Annotated in this window: 13 protein-coding genes; 2 read left to right on the forward strand and 11 right to left on the reverse strand. The window is 43.1% G+C overall.

Annotated features, from left to right (window positions below):
* Positions 1–90 precede the first annotated feature (90 nt).
* Together AC59JT_RS13320 and AC59JT_RS13325 are read right to left on the reverse strand one after the other, a co-directional pair.
* Complete coding sequence (locus tag AC59JT_RS13320) at positions 91–1,779, reverse strand: protein-disulfide reductase DsbD family protein (protein ID WP_497399673.1); 1,689 nt, start codon at positions 1,777–1,779, stop codon at positions 91–93.
* 42 nt (positions 1,780–1,821) lie between these two features.
* Positions 1,822–2,268: a protein-disulfide reductase DsbD domain-containing protein gene (locus AC59JT_RS13325; RefSeq protein WP_497399675.1), complete on the reverse strand. Its 447-nt coding sequence runs from the start codon at positions 2,266–2,268 to the stop codon at positions 1,822–1,824.
* Positions 2,269–2,673: 405 nt separating this feature from the next.
* On the opposite strand from AC59JT_RS13325, the gene AC59JT_RS13330 reads away from it, so the two are divergent.
* Positions 2,674–5,505 (forward strand): M16 family metallopeptidase, encoded by a 2,832-nt coding sequence (locus tag AC59JT_RS13330; protein WP_497399677.1) that lies wholly within the window; start codon positions 2,674–2,676, stop codon positions 5,503–5,505.
* 84 nt (positions 5,506–5,589) lie between these two features.
* On the opposite strand, the gene AC59JT_RS13335 is transcribed toward AC59JT_RS13330, so the two are convergent.
* Entirely contained in the window at positions 5,590–6,645 is a 1,056-nt protein-coding gene (locus AC59JT_RS13335; RefSeq protein ID WP_497399679.1) for a PLP-dependent cysteine synthase family protein, read from the reverse strand.
* 420 nt (positions 6,646–7,065) lie between these two features.
* Between AC59JT_RS13335 and AC59JT_RS13340 the strand changes: the two genes are divergently transcribed.
* Entirely contained in the window at positions 7,066–7,581 is a 516-nt protein-coding gene (locus AC59JT_RS13340; protein ID WP_497399681.1) for an ACT domain-containing protein, read from the forward strand.
* Between the two features lie 319 nt (positions 7,582–7,900).
* On the opposite strand, the gene AC59JT_RS13345 is transcribed toward AC59JT_RS13340, so the two are convergent.
* The 8 genes from AC59JT_RS13345 to AC59JT_RS13380 all read right to left on the reverse strand — a co-directional run bounded on the left by AC59JT_RS13345 (position 7,901) and on the right by AC59JT_RS13380 (position 17,812).
* Positions 7,901–9,655, reverse strand: a complete 1,755-nt coding sequence (locus AC59JT_RS13345) for a HAMP domain-containing sensor histidine kinase (RefSeq protein WP_497399683.1) — start codon at positions 9,653–9,655, stop codon at positions 7,901–7,903.
* Entirely contained in the window at positions 9,652–10,779 is a 1,128-nt protein-coding gene (locus tag AC59JT_RS13350; RefSeq protein WP_497399685.1) for a sensor protein KdpD, read from the reverse strand. Before AC59JT_RS13350 ends, AC59JT_RS13345 begins: the two co-directional genes overlap by 4 nt.
* Positions 10,780–10,782: 3 nt before the next feature.
* Positions 10,783–11,826 (reverse strand): outer membrane beta-barrel protein, encoded by a 1,044-nt coding sequence (locus AC59JT_RS13355; protein ID WP_497399687.1) that lies wholly within the window; start codon positions 11,824–11,826, stop codon positions 10,783–10,785.
* Positions 11,827–11,831: 5 nt separating this feature from the next.
* Positions 11,832–12,383, reverse strand: a complete 552-nt coding sequence (locus AC59JT_RS13360; RefSeq protein WP_497399689.1) for a K(+)-transporting ATPase subunit C — start codon at positions 12,381–12,383, stop codon at positions 11,832–11,834.
* 5 nt (positions 12,384–12,388) lie between these two features.
* Positions 12,389–14,422, reverse strand: a complete 2,034-nt coding sequence (gene kdpB / locus AC59JT_RS13365) for a potassium-transporting ATPase subunit KdpB (RefSeq protein ID WP_497399691.1) — start codon at positions 14,420–14,422, stop codon at positions 12,389–12,391.
* 8 nt (positions 14,423–14,430) lie between these two features.
* On the reverse strand, positions 14,431–16,149 hold the full coding sequence (gene kdpA / locus AC59JT_RS13370) for a potassium-transporting ATPase subunit KdpA (protein ID WP_497399693.1): 1,719 nt from the start codon (positions 16,147–16,149) through the stop codon (positions 14,431–14,433).
* A 6-nt stretch (positions 16,150–16,155) separates the two neighbouring features.
* Positions 16,156–16,233: a K(+)-transporting ATPase subunit F gene (kdpF, locus tag AC59JT_RS13375; protein ID WP_095705731.1), complete on the reverse strand. Its 78-nt coding sequence runs from the start codon at positions 16,231–16,233 to the stop codon at positions 16,156–16,158.
* A gap of 247 nt (positions 16,234–16,480) precedes the next feature.
* The gene (locus AC59JT_RS13380) at positions 16,481–17,812 is read right to left on the reverse strand and encodes a sigma-54-dependent transcriptional regulator (RefSeq protein ID WP_497399695.1); all 1,332 of its coding nucleotides are present in this window, start codon (positions 17,810–17,812) and stop codon (positions 16,481–16,483) included.
* Positions 17,813–17,962 lie beyond the last annotated feature (150 nt).

Genomic DNA, 17,962 nt, shown 5'->3' on the forward strand with positions numbered 1-17,962 from the left:
GCGATTTAACTAAAATTAACTGTCAAACTATAAGTAGAAGAACTTTACTTGTAAGTTTGTTGACTGATTGATAAAGAACGATTGAAGACTTTAAAGCTTATTTTTAAAAACACTTAATCCACTTTTTAAATAATCAAGGTATTGTGCAGCATCATAGTTGGCCCCTTGCGGTTCAACCAACGGCTGTTCGGTATTCGCATCTAGCAACACATAAAAGGGCTGCGAATTTGCATTGAACTTACTGGCCTGCAGGTAGCTCCATTTCTTACCTATGGTAGTAATGCTATCGCCATTTGCTGTGATAAGTTTATCGGCCGGGAGCAGGTCTTTTTTATCGTCAACATACAGCTGTAACAATACATATTCCTGGTTGATCATATTGGCAACGCTGGCATCCGGCCACACATTTTCTTCCATTTTACGGCAATTAACACAGGCATGGCCGGTAAAATCTATCATTACCGGTTTGTGCACTTTTTTGGCATAGGCCAACGCTTCGTCGTAATCAAAAAACGGGTTAAAGCCCTTGGGTTTGTATGCGCCGAAAACATCGATATATTTTTGAGGCCGGGCATCGCTTAGTTGGGGTGGGGCGATGATCGGGTTACTTACAGAAAGATCGAAATCCTGTGTAGCTTTTGGCGGCAAAAACGCGCTTACCGATTTAAGCGGAGCGCCCCAAAGCCCCGGTATAAGGTATAGCGTAAAAGCAAACACCACAGTAGCCAGAAACAAACGCGGAACCGAAATATAAGGCAGCGGGTTATCATGCGCGAAGCTTAATTTTTCGATCAGATAAAGCCCCATCAGCGCGAATATCGCTATCCACAATACCAGGAAAACTTCCCTGTCAAACAAATGCCAGTGGTAGGCAAGGTCAACATTACTTAAAAATTTAAGAGACAGCGCCAGCTCCAGGAAGCCCAACACCACTTTAATACTGTTTAACCACCCACCCGATTTTGGCAATGACTTTAAAAGCGAGGGGAACAACGCGAACAAAGTAAATGGTATAGCCAGTGCCACCGAAAAGCCTAACATGCCAACAGCAGGTCCCAATAATGCGCCACTCACTGCGGCCTGCACCAGCAGCGTGCCAATTAAAGGCCCGGTACACGAAAACGACACCAATGAAAGTGTCGCGGCCATAAAAAATAGCCCCGCAAAACCACCTCTGTCGGCATTTTGATCCATTTTGTTTACCCATTTAGTGGGTAGGTTTAGCTCAAACGCGCCCAAAAACGATGCGGCAAATATCACCAGCAGTAAAAAAAACAGTATATTAAATATGCCGTTAGTGGCCAGGCTGTTTAATGCGTCGGCCCCGAAAATAACCGTGATAAGGATCCCCAACACCACGTAGATCACCACAATGCTTAAGCCATAACTAAGCGCCGAACGTACTGCGGCTGCGCGACTGTGCGAGCGTTTAATAAAAAAGCTTACCGTAAAAGGTAGCATAGGGAATATGCAGGGCATAAAAATAGCCGTGGCTCCCCAGGCTAAACCCGCCAAAAATATGGCCCAAAGTGGTTGCGATGCCTGCTTCTCGGGCTTGGCTTGTTGCTTAACGGCACCTGCCCTGCTATCGGTTTTTACTTGTGCAGGCTTTGCCGGCGAGGTTGTTTCTATCGGCGTAAACTCAATCCCGTCTGCCGATACGGTGTCCGTCGATATAAAAGACAAGTTACTGAGCCCAAGCAACAAAACAACCAGTAAAACAGGCACCCGGGCTTTAAAAAAACGTAGGTTAAATAGGCTATTAAGTTTAATAAGCATTGATATAGGGGTAAGTATTAAGCAGTTCTTGGATGAAATGGTTTATTTAACGGGGATGCTAAACTCGATACTGGTAGGTGGTAAACATTTCTGATCATTACATACCATAAACTCAACGGCGCCTTCAACCACCGCCTGACCTTTTTTAATTTTAATTTTTTGTTGAAACACAACACTTTTTTCAAAATAGCTTACATTCATACCAAATACTTTTTCCATATGTGTTATGGGTTTTGGCTCCTGTGTTTTGCCTGATAAGGTGTAATTGACCGACGGCTTAAACGTGAAGGTTGTTTTTACCGGGCCGCCTTCTTTTCCGTATTGCGAATACAAATGCCATCCATCATCAATGCCGGCTTTAAGATATATTACTGCTTCTGTTTTGCTGATCTTCTTAGCGCCATAACTCCATTTAACCGGTGTAAGTATTTGTGCCTGGCCGATCAATGCAAATAGCAATAAAGCACTGCTTATCAATAGTTTTTTCATGTGTTTTTTAGGATTCATTTCCTAAAGGTCCACCGTTTCAGCATGTATTTCAATGGGTTGTGTTGTTTTTAATAAAATATTCGGGACGGGGACTTTTAACCGTATTTTTTTCGGTTTGCCGGGGCGAAGGCCGTATTGGAAGAACTCTTTTTTCGGCGGAGGTTTTTTTGGGTTTTGACCGATTAAACAGCTTCGTTATTTATCTTGAACAAATAGAAACCCGCACCCTTTCCAATCCCTCTCAGCCGAAAAAAAACAAAGCAATTAAATCAATTTCTGTAAAATTTTCGGAATGAGACAGCTGCTATTGATTGACACAGAAATGCTGTTGACATTTAGGCTTAATTTAAAATAATACGCGGGCTCGATACATCAATACCTTAGGCCTGCCAACACAGAACACATATGAAAATATTAAAAACAACAGGCTGTATTGTAGCTGCATTAAGCTTGTGTTTGAGCGCATCGTCACAAGTAAAGCCCGCCCGCAAAACACCGGTCGCAGTGTCGCAGCAGCTACCATTGGATAGCGCGGTACGTTATGGCAAATTACCTAACGGTTTTACCTATTATATAAGGCATAACGATAAACCTAAAGACAGGGTGTTGTTATACCTGGTAAACAAGGTAGGCTCCATACTGGAAGATGAAGACCAGCGCGGCCTGGCTCATTTTATGGAGCATATGAGCTTTAACGGCACAAAGCATTTTCCGCATAATGAACTTGAAAACTATCTGCAAAAGGCAGGCGTGCGTTTTGGCGCTGACCTGAACGCCTTTACCAGTTTCAACGAAACGGTTTATCAATTACCCATCCCCTCAAACAAACCAGAGGTTTTGAACTCGGGTATTCAAATTATTCGCGACTGGGCCCACGGCGCACTGCTTGACCCTGAAGAAATTGACAAAGAAAGAGGCATTGTACTTGAAGAAGAACGTAAAGGCAAAGGCGCAGGCGAACGTATGCGCAGAGACTATTTGCCTTTATTGTTAAACAATTCGCGCTATGCCAGCAGATTACCTATAGGCTTAGAGAGCGTACTTAAAAACTTTAAATACCCAACACTCGCGCGTTTTTATAATGACTGGTATCGCCCGGATCTGCAAGCTATTATTGTGGTTGGCGATATAAATGTAGATGCTATTGAAAAAGCCATCCGCACCAAGTTCAGCGACCTGAAAAATCCGGTTAGTAAAAAAACACGGGTTGACTACAACATACCACTTACCGGCAAAAACCAATACATTGCACTTACTGATAGTGAGCAAACAGGCACTAACATACAAATACTGTATAAACAGCCTAAACTACAGGTAAAAACAGCCGCCGATTACCGGGCTTACATTACCCGCCAGCTATTTAATAAAATGCTTACTGATAGGCTTGCTTTACAAAGCACCATGGCAAACCCGCCCTATCTAGGTTGCAGCGCCGGCATAGGTGGTTTTTTTGGTGTTTTAGATGCCTTTACCGTAACCATAAGCCCTAAACCCGGCGAGTTTAAAAAAGGCTTTGAGGCTGCGCTGGAAGAAGTAAACCGCTTAAAAAAATTTGGCTTTACACAGCCTGAGCTTGACCGCGCAAAGAAAAGCCGCCTTAGGGCCATGGAAAACAATCTGAAGGAGAAGGATAAAACAGCTTCTGCAACTTACGTGCAGGATTACCAATCTAACTTTTTAGACAATACAGCCTCGCCAAGCATTGAAAAAGAATTTGAGCTGACAAACAAATTCTTAAAAGAAATTTCGCTGGCAGAATTAAATATGTTGCCGGCAAAATACATAACCGAAACCGACCGGGATATCCTGGTACTGGCACCGGCATCGGCCAAAAAAAGTTTGCCGACCGAACAAACGATCAATAGTTGGATAAGCGAAGCTGCAAAAAAACAGCTTACCGCATATGAAGATAAAGTAGTTGAGCAGGAGCTTTTATCCAAAGAAACTGTACCGGGTAAAATTATTGACGAGAAAGAAGATGCAGCCCTGGGTACTACTACCCTAAGTTTGAGCAACGGTGTAAAAGTAATACTGAAACCTACCACGTTTAAAAATGATGAAATATTGTTCAGCTCGTTTGCTAAGGGCGGTGCTTCATTATACGAGGATGCCGACTATCAATCTGCAGTGAATGCTGTGGCCATTATAACTTCGGGCGGCGCCGGCAAACTTGACCTTAATGGCCTGCGCCGATTCCTGACAGCCAAAACAGCATCCGTTCAGCCATATATATCAGATCTGTACCAGGGTGTAAGCGGCCGCGCCTCAAAAGCCGACCTGGAAACAAGCCTTAAACTGGTAACTGCTTATTTAACCGAACCGCGTAAAGACGAAACCGTGTTTAACAATATTATAACACGCAGCAATGCCAACCTGGCTAACCGGGGCAACGACCCTAACTCGGTATTTCAGGATTCGATGCTGGCTACTCTGTATCGTAATAACTTCCGCAAAACCAGTCCATCACTGGCTAAGTTGAAGCAGATAGATCTGAATCGGAGTTTTGAGATCTACAAAGAACGCCTGGGTAATGCTGATGGTGCAACATTTGTGTTTACCGGTAGTTTTACGGTGGATGAGATCAAACCTTTGTTGGAGAAGTACATCGCCTCGCTACCGTCAACCAACAATACACCAAACTTTAAGGACAGGAACACTACTACCGCCGAAGGCGTTATAGAAAAAACTGTTTATAAAGGCAAAGAGGCTGTGGCTAGCGTAAATCTCATTTTTCCTGGCAAATACGTTTACGACCGGCAAGCTAACATGGAATTACAGGCGCTTAAAGAGGTTTTACAAATAAGAGTACTGCAACGCCTGCGCGAAGAAGAAAGCGGCGTGTATAGCCCGCAGGTAGCTGTAGGCAGCAGTAAATATCCCACAGGCAGCTACATGGTGCAAATAAGTTTTGCATGCGCTCCGCAAAACGTCGACAGGCTTGTCGCGGCAGCAAAAGATGAGATTGCCAAAATAAAAACAAATGGCCCGGCACAGGTTGATGTTGACAAATGGAAAGCCGAATACAGCAGCCAGGTAGAAACACAGCAAAACGAGAATAGCTATTGGCTATCATTTATAGTCGCTACTTATCAAAATGATTTGGAGCCGCTGCCACCATCAAGCTACAAACAGCGGATGGAAAAAGTAACGTCGGCATCGCTCAAATCAGCTGCCAACAAATACCTAAGCGGCACAAACTACATTCGCATGGTGCTATTGCCTGAAACGAGCAAGTAGGCATAATTAAGATAATAATAAAAGCCCCGCCATAACTAGCGGGGCTTTTATTATTAAGTGATTTTAGTTGAACCGATACTTCAATTATTGAATTATTGGCTCTGCCAAACGACCGATAGGGCTAAAACCTTGAAAAGTTGTGTTGGTTGATACATAACAATCTTTTACCGGTTCTTCTTTCACCAGATCGGTACTAAGGTACTTTTTATTGCTATCGCTAAATACAGTAACTACATTAGCATCAGCACCTAATGTTTCTTTTAGCCTGATTGCGCCTATAACATTGGCACCTGATGATATGCCTACGGCTAAACCTAATTGGGCAGCCAGCTTCTGTGCCATAATTATCGCGTCGCCATCGCACGCTTGCACTACATAATCCAACTGATTTAGTTTAACGATGGAAGGAATAAACTCGTCAGATATGCCCTGTATACGGTGCGTGCCTACTTTGTAACCCGTAGTAAGCGTAGGCGATTCGGCCGGCTCAAGCGGGTGTACCCTGATAGCCGGATTCTTTGTGCGCAGGTAATTGCCCACGCCCATTACAGTACCGCCTGTACCCACCCCGGCTACAAAGGCATCGGGTTGCTTTCCCGTTAAAGCCATTTGCTCCCATATTTCGGGGCCGGTTGTCATTTCATGCGCTTCGGCATTGTACGCGTTTTCAAACTGCCGCGGCAAAAAGCAATTACCCGATGCGGCCGATAACTCCTCCGTCATGCGTATACTTCCTAAAAAACCACCTTCGGCTTTGCTTATCAATTTAACCGTCGCGCCAAGGCTGGTAATAATATCAATGCGTTCCTTGCTTAACCAGTTGGGCATAATAACTATCACTTTGTGGCCAAGCGTTTTACCGATTGCCGAAAATGAGATACCTGTATTACCGCTGGTGGCCTCAATAATAGTATCGCCGGGTTTGATCATTTCCTGCTCATAGGCTTTTTTCATAATATACAGTGCCATGCGGTCCTTAATACTACCGGTAAGGTTGTAGTGTTCGCACTTTACGTAAATAAAACCGGGTTTGTTGTTATACAAATAGTCCAGCCGCAGCATAGGTGTATTGCCAACCAGGTGCCATAACCGGGCAAAAGTATCTTTAAGTTTAGGTTGGGTAAGTACCTCCATCATCATCAAATTTTTTATAAAACTGGCAATGATAAGCGGCTTAGTCAATGCCGCCGCCTGCTTCCCGAATATTTTATAGTAAAACAGAAATTTGTTGTAACATTTTTCAGAAAACAGCTTGCATTTACAAGCCGTTGATCTGTTTTTTCGTTGAATTTTTGTTCCTGTTCAAATCGTTGAAAACACCGGTTAGCAAATGCGCGCTGATGTTTTGAAATGCCGTTTTCTTTCTCCTTCTTTGTAAAAAAAACTCCGGCATGAACCGTTTAGTTATTAAGAATTTAGTGAATGTACCCAACGCAACAATTATTGTGGTGGCTGTCATTATTATTATTCTTGATTCAAGTCGGGGGCCTGGTATATTGTAATTAATTTAAAAATAAATAACACAAGCCTCCCGCAAAACGGGAGGCTTTTTTTTTTGCTATGAAATCAGAAAATCTCACCTCCAAACTATTCAGCCTGAGTTGTGAAAATCAGCCGGGCGTTCTTACGCGTATCATCAACATGTTTACCAAGCCCGGGTATACAGTAAAAACCGTATCGCAATCAGATACCGATGTTGCCGATATTGTATTGATCACTATGGAAGTTGCAATACCCGGAATTGTAGTTGATAACATGATCAGGAAGCTGCACCGGATTGTAGGGGTACTTGATGTAACTGTTTCGTTTGGTTCGGTTGTTAGCTCGGCCATTTACCGGATATGGCCCGGTTCTTTAGGAGGATTGTTATGGGAAATTTTGCATAAACACAACGCCCGCGCCATATCAATACAACCCGACGGGCATTTGCTTATACACCAGGTAGCTACCCGGCCTGATATTCAACGCCTATACAATGAGCTTGATGGCCCCGCTTTGATAGGATTTAGCGTTTTGCCGCTGGCTATAAGTCAGCCATTGGTGTGGGATGAAATAAAAACGGTTATGGCTGGTTAATTTGTCTTCCATGGCTTGAAAATAAATGCGAAAGTCTTTGCCATGCAAAGCTATCGTACAAGCTAACAATTGATTTTCAAAACTCAGTATAATGATCATTTCATTTATCGTGATGCCCTGTTATGTATTGTAACTTACAACCAGGTATAGAAAATCTAAGACACCTGTTGCAGGCGTAATTGATCATGGCATTTAACGTTCACGGTAATCGACAAAGTGTTTTATCTTTAAAAGATTTCATGACTGTTGGCTCTTATATTGAAATTGCAGATGTATCTTGACTTATTTACACAAGAGTACTTTTTAAATGTAATGGATGCTAAAAATGTGATGAACTTGGTAAGTTAAATCCAAATGTACTTCCCTCACCAATGGCACTTTTTACCCAAATGCGACCGTTCTGCGCTTCTATAAAATCTTTGGAGATAGCCAGGCCCAAACCAGAGCCAGACTTGTTCTGCCCATCTGTTGGTACTTGGAAATAGCGGTCAAATAATCGTTTTTGGTATTGTTCATCTATGCCTTTGCCCGTATCTTTTACAGAAAACTCAACTTCATTATTTTTATGAGTAATACTGATGATAACCTTCGATTTTTCAGAACTGTAGCGTAATGCGTTTGATAAAAAGTTTACCAGCACCCAAGCCGTTTTCTCTACGTCAACATTAACTTGTGGTAGTTCGTCATCTTTTACAATTTCCAACTTAACACCTTTTTGCTCGGCTTGGAATCGAACAGACGTGATCGCATAATCAACAATTTCCTGTGGCTGCACAGGCACAAAGTTTAATTGGATATTACCTGTTTCGACTTGTGACAATTCCAATAATTCGCTGGTTATTTTAAGGAGGCGATCGCTGTCATCTTTAATATGTTCCAATAATTGCTGTTGCTCGGTGTTGATGTTACCAACACGTTCGTCCTTCATCAGCTTCAAGCTCATCTTGATAGATGATATGGGCGTTTTCAACTCATGCGATATAGTAGCGATGAAATTAGTTTTGGCTTCATCACGCTCTTTGAATTCGGTAATGTTGCGTAATATATAAACTTTGCCTGCCGAGGTTTTAGCGACATTAATGGCTTGTTTCGGGTCGGCAGATAAATTTGGAACATTGATCTCACGCGATTCCAGTTGAAAATAAGAGTCTTTGCCATCAACAAATATTTTAAATGGCTTGATGGAACTATTCTCGTCGGTTATCGATTTAAACAGATCATTATTTTGAGCAATACTTGCAACAGATAAACTTTGCAATTTATCGGCAGTCATGTTAAGTATATTTTTGGCAGCCGTGTTTATAAATAGTATTTCCTGCCTTTCGTTAACGCCAATAATGGCATCATGCATTTGCTCGATAATGGTTTCTATCCGCAGTTTTTCTGACATAATGGTGGACAGATTGCTATTTTCCCATTCGTTTAGCCGTTGTGCCATCTCGTTAAAAGCATTGGCAACCTGGGCGAACTCATCATTTTTATCAAAGTGGATACGTTGCCTGTAATTTCCCGGGCCTATGGAACGTATGCTTGATAATAGTGTATTAAGTGGATTGATAATAAAACCCGGAAAATTAACACTAAATGTAAATAACAACATAAACACTACTGCGCCGGCAAAGCCTAAAATGGTCAATGATTGATCTACCGAAGAGCGTGCCATATCATTTTTACGTAAGATTGCTTGCATGTTCACCATCTCTATTTGCCGCAAAAACCTTCTCACGCTACGTTCAGCTTCGCTGGTATCTGATGCAGGTAGATTTTTGAGTACCAGATAAGCTGTCTTTAAATTATCAACCGCCTGCTGCTCGCCTTTTTCGGTAATGTTATGCTGTTCTTTTAGCAGCGCTACATCAAATTTTTTGATCAGCTTATTGTTTAGCGGTAACGCATTATCATCTAATATGCTCCGCATCTCGCGGCAATAGCTTAAGCTTTCGTAGTTATCTTTTAAAATTACTTTGGCGTTGTTGGATATCTGGTTAATGTAAAACATGCATACAGCGCCAAAAAACAGCACTATAACAAATAGGAAACCAAAACCCAGCCGTAGCTTATTTTTTACCTTCATGATAGTATCACTAAATCAATTTCGTTTGCGGCTATGTTTTTCAGCAACTCATTAAACACTGCCGTTCTTAATATCACCTGGAATAAGCTCAGGTGGGGTTTACCAATGCAAATGGTTGTTATCTCGCGTTCATTGGCCACCTGTATAATAGTTTGCGTTATCTGATCACTTTTTAACTTGATGACTTCTGCACCCAGCTCTGTTGCCAGTTTAAAGTTATTAATTAAATGGCGTTGCTTATCCAGTTTTATACGCTCCATACTTTCACTGCTGCTTTGCACATACAAGACTATCCACGGCGAACGGTAATAGGATGCCAAGCGTGCGGTTTTTCTGATAACGATCTTAGCTGTTTCGGCATTGGACGATATGCAGGCCAAAAATCGCTCAGGACGCAGCTTGATCTGCTTAGGGATCTCAATGTCTATTTTTCGTTCCAGGTGATGAGCCACTTCTTTCAAAGCAATCTCCCGTAACTGCAATATCTTATCATTCCTGAAAAAGTTTTGCAAGGCGCGCTCAATTTTCGACTTGTCATATATCTTACCTTCTTTAAGCCTGTCAATCAACTCATCGGCTGTCAGGTCAATGTTGACGATCTCGTCCGCCATCTCCAAGGTCTTGTCGGGTATTCGTTCCGTTATGGGGATGCCGGTAATTTCCTCTATCTCTTGATTCAGACTTTCCAAGTGCTGAATGTTTACGGCGGTAATTACACTAATACCAGCTTCCAATATATCGGCAACATCTTGCCAGCGCTTGCTGTTTTTGCTGCCTTCGATATTTGTATGAGCCAACTCATCAACAATCACCACTTCCGGGTGTCGGTTCAGGATGGCTTGCAGATCCATCTCTTCCAGCTCCTTACCTTTATAAAATATTTTACGGCGAGCTATAAGCGGCAAACCTGCAAGCAAAGCGTGTGTCTCGGCACGGTTATGTGTTTCGATATAGCCAATCTGTATGCCTATACCGTTGCGCATTAAAGCATGTGCTTCCTGCAACATACGGTAACTTTTACCCACGCCAGCACTCATCCCAATATAAATTTTGAGCTTACCCCTGCGCGACCGTTTTACCAGGTCAATAAAGTCTTTTACCGTATTGTCGTTTTCTTTTTTCATGCTTTAAAATGCATACACCACTGCCACCGCAAATTGCGAGGCGGATTTAGTGGCAGCGCCATTGCTATCAGTAAAGAAATTGTTTTTGGACATGCTATCTAACCTAACTTCGGGAATAAGTGTAAGCGGACCGCTTTTGATGTTGGCGGTTAATGTCAGGCCCGTAACAGATGCGCCGGGCGTTGGCGCTGCCGTTGATGTGTAGGCGCCGTTCTTGGTTTTAAAGTGTTCGCCACGCAAGCCCAACACAAAGCCTGATGTGATGGCGTACTGCGGATATAACGCAATGCCGCTAAAACCTCCTTTAACACCTGTGCCCGGTGCAGTAAAATCGGCAGCATTTAAACCCAACTTAAATGCATCGGTTATTTGGTAATTAGTTGTCAAATCCAACTCGGTGCCCGATGCAGGCCCCGCTAAAACGTTAAGATAAGCCGTCCAGCCTTTTACCGGCGCTACCATTAATTGCGCACCAAAAGTGTTAACCTGTCCAGCCGATGTATAAATATTCCATTGATCGTTAAATAGGCCAGCCATAAAGCTTAGCTTATCATTGAATAAATAGGTCAGCTTAACCCCCGCGTTTTGAAACGGCCCGTTGGTAAACAAGTACGAAGTGGAGTAGTTAAAATTACCAATTGGCGATACTACTTCGTAACCTAAAAATGTCGCCATGTAGCCGCCGGTGATATTCAGCTTATCGGTCACATCATAACCAACATATAAATTTTGAATATGGAACGATTGTCCGTTGGTTCCGGCATTGGGTATGGACTGCCCTTCGCCCCGCGGGCCAAAAGATAGTTCGCCGACAAACAGGGTTTTATATACCTTCTTTTTCAAACAGACGTCAACCATCCCTATCGAAAATGAATTTTGATCTGTCGCGAAACTGGTGGAGATATTATTATGACCCGAAAAATCATATTTATAATAGGCATCTACAGCACCGGTAATTGTCAAAGGCGAACTTTTTTTGATAGTATCCTGAGCTACTAAACAAGTGGTAGCAAATCCTGCTATCACCGTTATAATGATTTTTTTCATGGTGATTATTTCAATTGGTCAAGTGCTACATTCAGTTTCAACACGTTTACTTTGGCCGGGCCAAACGTTGGCTTTTCGGTGTGGCTGGCTACAAGAGCGGCAACTTTTTGCTCGTCCAGTTTACGATAACCGGCAACACGTTTAATCTGTATTTGCGCAGCAGCTGCTGAAATATCCGGATCTAAACCACTGCCCGAAGCAGTAACTATATCAGCCGGGATATCATTGCGTTTTAGGTAGGGATGGTATTTCAAAAGGGTGTCAATGCGATTACTGATATCTTTCACGTAATCGGGATTGCTTGGACCTTTGTTGGAACCTGCGGAACCGGCAGCATTGTAACTCACTGCAGACGGGCGACCCCAGAAATATTGCGGCTTGTCAAATTTTTGGCCGATGGCTGTATATCCCACTACTTTACCATTTAGTGATATTGTTTCGCCACCGCCTTTTCCTTTGGATAGCTTGCCTGCAAAGGCAATGATGATAGGATATATAATGCATAGCAATACGATCAACACCAAGGTTAAGCGTATAGATTGTATGAGCGTTTTCATGATAATTAGATAATTACGGAGATTAAAAGATCAATAAGTTTGATGCCGATAAAGGGCGCGATAACACCGCCCAAGCCGTAAATAAGAAGGTTACGACGTAGTAATGCGCCGGCACCGATAGGTTTATATTCCACACCTTTCAAGGCCAAGGGTATTAACATAGGTATAATGATAGCATTGAAGATAACCGCCGAAAGAATAGCGCTTTCAGGACTATACAAACGCATAATGTTGATGGCTTGTAATGCCGGAATTGATGCGACAAACAAAGCCGGAACGATGGCAAAGTATTTGGCCACATCGTTTGCGATAGAAAAAGTAGTTAGCGTACCACGGGTAATTAATAATTGCTTACCTATTTCAACGATCTCGATTAATTTGGTTGGGTCATTATCCAAATCAACCATGTTGCCGGCTTCTTTGGCAGCTTGGGTACCGCTATTCATAGCTACGCCAACGTCGGCTTGAGCAAGGGCGGGTGCATCATTGGTGCCATCGCCCATCATAGCTACTAATTTTCCGTTAGCTTGTTCGGCTTTGATGTAGAGCATTTTATCTTCGGGTTTCGCTTCAGCGATAAAATCGTCCACACCGGCCTTTTCGGCTATAAATTTTGCGGTTAGTGGGTTATCACCTGTAACCATTACGGTTTTAATACCCATTTTACGCAGGCGTTCAAAGCGTTCGGCTATGCCAGGTTTAATGATATCCTGCAATTCAATCACCCCTAAAACCTGCTCGTTTTGTGCAACCACTAAGGGTGTACCGCCTTTGGATGAGATTATTTTTACGCGATCTTCAACTTCGGCATCAAGCTTATTACCCGCATTAGTCACTGCATTACGGATAGCATCAAAAGCACCTTTGCGAATGCGCTTTCCATCAGGCGTATTGATACCACTGGCGCGGGTTTCGGCAGTGAATTTGATAAACTCAGAACTTTCAGGTGCCGTAAGAGCAAGTCGATTATTACCTTGCTGAGCCAGTTCAATGATAGATTTACCTTCAGGTGTTTCGTCTGCCAATGATGACAGCACACAAGCCTTTACCAATTCGTCCGGTGATACACCTGGTGCGGGCCAAAACTGGGTGGCTTTACGGTTTCCTATCGTAATAGTCCCGGTTTTATCTAATAGTAACACATCTATGTCGCCTGCAGTCTCTACCGCCTTGCCCGATTTAGTGATCACGTTTGAACGTAGAGCTCTGTCCATCCCGGCAATGCCAATGGCAGATAGCAAGCCTCCTATGGTTGTTGGTATCAGACAAACAAACAGGGATATCAATGCTGCAATAGTAATTGGCGTATTGGCATAAGCTGCAAATGGCTGCAGCGTAACGCAAACAATAATGAAAACCAATGTAAAGCTGGCCAGTAATATGGTAAGCGCTATTTCATTAGGCGTTTTTTGGCGGGATGCACCCTCAACCAAGGCAATCATTTTATCTAAAAAGCTTTCTCCAGGTTGGGTGGTTACAACTACCTTAATTTGGTCTGACAGAACCTTTGTGCCACCTGTTACAGAAGATTTATCGCCACCCGCTTCGCGTATAACAGGAGCCGATTCTCCGGTGATGGCCGATTCATCTATTGTGGCCAGGCCTTCAATAATCTCGCCGTCGGTTGGGATGGTGTCCCCCGCTTCGCAGGTAAAGACATCGCCTTTCAACAATTGATTTGACGAACGGGTTGCTACCGAGCCATCTTCCAGTATCATTTTGGCTGGCGTATCTTCGCGGGTTTTACGGAGGCTATCGGCTTGTGCTTTGCCGCGCGCTTCGGCAATGGCTTCAGCAAAATTGGCGAATAAGAGGGTTAACAGCAGGATGATAAAAATACTACAGTTATAAGCGAACGAACCCTGATTGCGATGGGTAAGGCTGTAAAAAGTTACGTACAGCATAATTGCTGTGCCAATTTCAACCGTGAACATCACGGGGTTGCGCATCATGGTTTTAGGGTTCAGTTTAATGAATGACGCTGCCAGCGCAGTTTGCACCAAAGCGGGTTCAAATAATTTATTTGATTTATTGTTCATGTTTGTGATTATTTAAGCATTGAAAAATATTCGGCAATAGGGCCAAGCACCAGCGCCGGGAAGTATGACAATGCGTTGAGTACGATGATGACGGCGAAGGTCATTGCACCGAAGGTTACGGTATCCACTTTAAGTGTGCCTACAGATTCCGGGATGTATTTCTTTTGCGCCAGCAAACCTGCAATAGCAACCGGGCCAATGATCGGCAGGAATCTGCCCAGTATCAATATAAATCCGGTAAGGACATTCCAGAAAATATTATTATCGCCTAGACCTTCAAAGCCCGAACCATTATTGGCATTAGCCGAAGTATTCTCATACAACATTTCAGAAAAGCCATGATATCCCGGGTTGTTTAGCCAGTTGGATGGTTTCACCGCCCAATCGACTGCACCATAATGGTTGAATACATAAGCCGAAATTGCTGTGCCTGTCAAGATCAGGAAGGGGCTAAGTAAGGTGATGATAGCCGCGATCTTTACTTCACGGGCCTCAACCTTATGACCTAAAAACTCGGGCGTACGGCCAACCATCAGGCCTGAAATAAACACAGCTATGATCAGGTAAACCAAATAGTTTAACACCCCAACGCCGCATCCGCCGAAGAACGAGTTGATCATCATTCCCAGTAACTGCCAAAGGCCGGTTAGTGGCATTGTACTATCATGCATCCCATTTACAGAACCTGTAGAGATGACTGTGGTGAGCGTGCTCCAGTAAGCTGTAGCCAACGGACCAATCCTTACTTCCTTACCCTCCATGGCACCCGTAACCTGGCTTATACCTAATTTGGCAAGGGCCGGATTTCCATTCAGTTCGCTACTGAAGGTAGGAATCATTAAAAGCAGCGTGCCAAGCATCATCACGCCAAAAATGACCCAACCTAATTTCTTTCGACGGATATAGTAACCAAATGCTAAGACCATAGCGATGGGCACGATCCATTGCGCTACGATCTCTGTTATGTTGGTCACATAACTGGGATTTTCCAGCGGATGTGCTGAATTAACACCAAACCAGCCACCGCCATTTGTCCCGATATGTTTGATGGCAATAAACTGCGCAGCCGGGCCGCGGGAAACCTGAATGGTATCGCCTTGCAACGATATAAATTGATCTTTACCCGCATAGCTGGACGGAGTACCGCTGAACGTAAGTATAAATGCCATGATGACCGATAGCGGCAATAATAAGCGGGTGATAGACTTGATAAAAAAATCCCAGAAGTTGCCCAGGTTGGTTGTAGTTTTATCACGGAAAGCTTTAAATACCGCTACCGCGCAGGCAATACCCGTAGCCGCACTGGTAAAATGCAGGAACATGAAAATAAAATGTTGTGTAAGGTAAGTTGCGCCGCTTTCGCCGCTGTAGTGCTGCAGGTTGCAGTTTACCACAAAGCTGATGATGGAGTTGAAAGCCAGGTCGGGCGTCATGCCAGGGTTACCATCCGGGTTAAGTGGTAGTTTATCCTGGTACATTAATACAAAAAAGCCGTAAACCAGCCATAATGAGTTGATCATCATCATAGCTTTTAAAAACTGTTTCCAGTTCATTGGTTCGTTGGGGTTAATGCCAGACAGCTTGTAGATGCCGCTTTCCAGCGGTTTCATAAAATCGGTCCAAACCGTTTCGCCGGCAAACATTTTAGCCAGGTATTTACCCAGCGGGATGCCAATGGCCAGGGTAATAATAAAGGAGATGAGCACTCCTGTTAATTCGCTGTTCATATTGTGTTAAAATTTTTCGGGTTTAAGCAGGACATACACCATGTATGCAAACACTGCTATAGAAATGATAAATAGCGCGATCATGGCGTATCAGATTTTTTCGAACCAATCGATGGATTTAAAGAATAGCCAGCAGCAAATGATGATGGCGAGAAAAAGGAGGATGGTAATCATATTTAAATTGTTTTGACCACCATTGGCAACAGAAATGCCATTAGAAAATAAACCAACGTAAATTTTTGGTTTATAGATACATATATACTTTATCCGGAAATTACAAATAAGAAAACCCTACCAAAATGGAAGGGTTTATTGTCGTTGTGGAGTGGGCTTAAGTTAGTTTGTATTCCTCAAGCTTGCGGTAGAGTGTAGTTAAGCCAATGCCTAACAGCCTTGCGGTTTCGGTTTTGTTGCCGCCGGTACGACTGAGTATTTTTTGAATATGCTGGCGTTCTATAGTAGCAAGATCAATGGCGCTATGATCACCGGTCTCGTACTTAAATTCTACAGGGAGCAAATCAGGTGTTAATACGTCATCGTCAGCCAAAATCATCACACGTTCCATCACGTTTTTAAGCTCACGGATGTTACCTTTCCAATGATGACGGTTAAGTAAATCAACAAATCCGCTATCCATTTTAGCTTGATGCTTGCCGGCTTTGGCAGAAAGATCTTGCAAATAGTATTTAGCCAGCAATTCAATGTCAGCCTTCCGCTCGTTAAGCGAAGGCAGGTGTATGGTAAATACAGACAAGCGGTAGTAAAGATCAAGTCTGAAGCGACCAGCGTCTGCTTCCTTCTGCAGATCGCGGTTAGTTGCCGCTATGATGCGAATATTGACTTTGGTAGTTTGTGTATCACCAACCTTTATAAATGTCTTGCTTTCCAAAACGCGTAGCAATTTGGCTTGTAGCTCCAGGCTCATCTCGCCAATTTCATCCAGCAATATGGTTCCATGCTGCGCTTCTTCCAGTAAACCCTTTTTATCTTTTAGTGCGCCGGTAAATGCTCCGGCCTTATAGCCAAAAAGTTCACTCTCCAATAAGTCGCCACTAAAGCTGCTGCAGTTTATGGCGACAAATGGCATTAGGCGACGTTGGCTTTCATAATGTATAGCCGATGCAAAAACCTCTTTACCTGTACCGGTTTCGCCTAATAGCAAAACAGTTGTATCTGTAGCAGCTACTTTTCGGGCAAGGGTTACAGCATCCAATATGGCTTTTGAGTTGCCTATAATACCTGCAAACGTATGTTTAGTTGCGGCCTTCTTTTCTTGCTGAAATTTATTGTATTGCAAGAGTGCTTTATCAATAGCCTGGTTTACCAGCGGGATAATCTTATCATTATCATCACCTTTGGTAATGTAGTTAAACGCACCATTTTGTATTGCTTTAACACCATCGGCTATAGTACCGTAAGCAGTTAAATTGATAACCTCAACGTAAGGTTTTTTTTCCTTGATGGTCTTGACAAGGTCCACGCCGTTAATGTCGGGTAGTTTAACGTCACTCAGTACCAGCAAAACATCTTCCTGTTGCAGCAACTTCAAACCCTCCTTAGCGGTAAAAGCTTGTAACACAACAAATCCCTCTAAGCCAATAATGCGCGATAGCAGATCGTTCAGCTTTTTTTCGTCGTCGATGATGAGGATGGTTCGTTGCATTTCGAATGCAATACTATGATTTATCTGTGGAAACAACAAAATCAAGATCTAAGCATACATTAATGTATCATTTACCAGGGCTTTCTTGTTTTACATCTTCTCACTAAATCCGGTGGTATATTTTAAGCCGGATTTATTTATCTTCAACCA

The sequence above is a fragment of the Mucilaginibacter sp. A3364 genome, assembly GCF_059690715.1.